The organism is Sphaerochaeta sp. S2, from assembly GCF_016406725.1.
In the GTDB taxonomy this organism is placed as follows: Bacteria; Spirochaetota; Spirochaetia; order Sphaerochaetales; family Sphaerochaetaceae; genus Sphaerochaeta.
On record NZ_JAEKNT010000476.1, the window covers coordinates 1 to 3,121 of the forward strand.

Here is a 3,121-nt window from a genome sequence, read left to right on the forward strand (position 1 = left end):
ACAGTTGACTGTTCAACTCAGGGCCCAATGCTATGAACTGAGTGATGAGATAATCAAAGAGGTGTTTTATTTGCTCCCAACAGGAAGGTAAGTGCAGCATCTGTCTAAGCATTGGGGTCAGATTGTCAACGATAATATCATAGCTTTGCAACAGAATGTCCTGTTTTGACTTCAGATGATAATAGAACGTGGTCTTCGTAATGCCACAGGCTTCACAGATATCATTCACGGTAACTTTCTCATATCCCTTATCCTTGAAAAGCTCATTCCCCTTGGCAATAATCTGTGCCTTCATGTCCATACCACGCTCTCCCTTCGCTCCAAACTCTACCAGAAGCATCCTCATTCAACAAGTGTGCATGATGGATAGCCATATATCGATAAAATTGTATTGACAACTTCTGATTAGCTTGCTAAGGTGTACCCGAGTACTACATAATATTACCAGAGTAATATAACCACCAAGTACTTAATCAGACAACTCAATACAGGAGAGGAACGAAAGATGAAACTTTTAGAACAGACACGCATTGCAGGCATGAAATTGCGAAACCGCACATACATGGCACCGATGGGAACCCAGACAAACGCTGACGGTTCCTTCTCCGACAGATCCATTCGTTACTATGAAGAGCGCGCCAAGGGTGGTTTTGCACTCATTATTACTGGTGCAAATCAGGTTACCATGGAGTATGAAGCAAAGGCATGTAATGTACTTGGTACTGCAAAAGCATTCGAGCAGATGAATTTCCTTGCTCGACGAATCCATAATCATGGTGCAAAACTTTGTATCCAGCTTACCCCAGGATTGGGAAGAATGCAGTTCACCACCGGTGATGTACGACCATACTCAGCAAGTGAAGTCGATTCATTCTGGTTTCCTGAAGTGAAATGCAAGGCCTTCAGCAAAGAGGATATCCAGTTCCTCGTCAGCAAGATGGCAGAAGGCGCAGCAACTGCCAAGAATGCTGGGGCAGATGCAGTCGAGCTACATGGATATGGTGGGTATTTGATGGACCAGTTCCAGTCAACGCTTTGGAACAAGCGCACTGATGAATATGGTGGTAGCTTGGAAAACCGTATGCGTTTCTCAGTAGAGTGTGTGAAGGCAATTCGTCAGGCAGTAGGACCGAACTTCCCGATTCTCTACAAGTTCACCCCGTACCACGGAGTGGAAGGGGGTAGGGAGCTTGACGAAGGAACTGCAATGGCAAAGATACTTGAGGAAGCTGGTGTCGATGCACTCCATGTTGATGTTGGTTGTTATGAGGCTTGGTACAAGGCGATCAATACCGTATATCAACCACCAATGGTACAGTTGCCAGTTGCCGCAGAGATCAAGAAGCATGTTACAGTCCCCGTACTGTCACAAGGGAAAATGCAGAATCCTGCAGATGCAGAAGCTGCCTTGCAGGACGGAAAGGCCGATATGATCGGATTGGGACATATGGCTATCGCTGACCCATACTGGGTCCAGAAGGTCAAGAAGAATGAAACCTACGACATTACTCCCTGTATTGGCTGTAATGAGTGTCTCTTTGCTGGTTTTAGTGGAAAGATTCTGCATTGTGCTGTGAACCCGCTTGCTTTCGCTGAGGATTATTATCCTGTCGGTAAAGATGATTCCAGCAAGCGTATCTTGGTCATCGGTGGTGGTCCTGGTGGTATTGTGGCTGCACTGACTGCAGAGCAGAGAGGCATGCAGGTAGAACTGTGGGAGAAACGAAATGTGCTTGGTGGATTGTTGCTTGCAGCAGGTGGACCACGCTTCAAGAAGGACGTGAAGGACTATGTCGACTACTTGGTTGGAAAACTGCACCGTAGCAGCGTGAAGGTTTCACTTATGAAAGATGGAACTCCTGAAGAAGTACTTGCTGGTGGTTACGACAAGGTGATTTTCGCTACTGGAGCAACGCCTGTTATGCCTCCGATCAAGGGGATTGACCAGGATTGGGTAACCGGGGCCAATGACCTACTGACCAACAAGAAAACCTACGGCAAAAAGGTCGTTGTGGTTGGAGCTGGCTTGGTTGGATGTGAGACCGCTTGTCATTGTGCAGAGAAGGCAGATTCTGTGACCATGATCGAGATGCTCCCTGAGATTCTTGCAACCACAAGACATTGCAAGAACAATGACCAGGCTCTCCGTCAGTTGATCGAGGACTGCAAGGTGAAGAGTGTGACTTCTGCAAAGGTGCTCTCATTTGAAGATGGAAAGGTCATCTATGAGAAGGACGGCAAGAAACATACCCTTGAAGCCGATACCGTTGCAATTGCTGCTGGGTACAAGGCAAATACAGAGTTGTATGATGCACTTTCTGACAAGGTCGACTGTGCCTTGGTAGGGGATGCTGAGAATCCAGATAATATTCTCTCTGCAGTGCACCATGGATTCCACGCAGTCCGCTGTATCTAATCCTTTCATACACATATTTCTCTACAATAGGGGGTGCTTTGCAGCACCTCCTCTTGTATTGAAGTAGGTAATTAGCACAAAAATATAGCGTTAGGAACAGGACTATTCTTCATTCAAGAAAAAAATAACGATTGCTAGTATGAATACTTGACACTAGCAACTATTCATATTATTTTTTCACCGTTCGTTACACGAGGAGTTACTAATGAAGAATGTATTGATCATAGGCGGTGTTGCAGCTGGAGCAACGGCAGCAGCAAGAGCACGAAGACTAGATAATGATGTGAATATCACCCTCTTGGAGGCTGGAGCAGATGTTTCGTTTGCAAACTGCGGCCTTCCTTACTACCTTGGACGGGATATTGAATACCGTTCTTCCTTGATTCTTGCAAGTGAAGAGACGTTTCATGAGCAGTATCGCGTTAAAGTACATACCCATACAGAGGCGCTTGCTATTGACCGTGAGAAGAAGCAGGTCAGAGCTTTGAATAACGTTACTGGAGAGGAGCATGTGTTTCCATACGACTCCCTGATTCTAGCCCAAGGGGGGAAGCCGGTCGTACCACCTCTTCCTGGTGTCAATAAGGAACATGTGTTCCAACTATGGACCCTTGCAGATATGGATAGGATCGACCACTACATCAATGAGAAAGATCCTAAGAAAGCAGTAGTAGTCGGTGGTGGTTTCATAGGCCTGGAGATGGT

The 3,121-nt window shown here is 46.2% G+C and carries 3 protein-coding genes; 2 read left to right on the forward strand and 1 reads right to left on the reverse strand.

Translation table 11 applies throughout. The annotated features are described in order from the left end of the window. A partial coding sequence (locus JF818_RS13860; protein WP_233067903.1) for a TetR/AcrR family transcriptional regulator occupies positions 1–346 on the reverse strand: 346 nt, incomplete at its 3' end. A gap of 159 nt (positions 347–505) precedes the next feature. Here JF818_RS13860 and JF818_RS13865 point away from each other — a divergent pair. Then, a complete protein-coding gene (locus tag JF818_RS13865; protein WP_198892572.1) occupies positions 506–2,416 on the forward strand; it encodes an FAD-dependent oxidoreductase in 1,911 nt (636 codons plus the stop codon). Positions 2,417–2,621: 205 nt separating this feature from the next. After that, a partial coding sequence (locus tag JF818_RS13870) for an FAD/NAD(P)-binding oxidoreductase (RefSeq protein ID WP_198892573.1) occupies positions 2,622–3,121 on the forward strand: 500 nt, incomplete at its 3' end.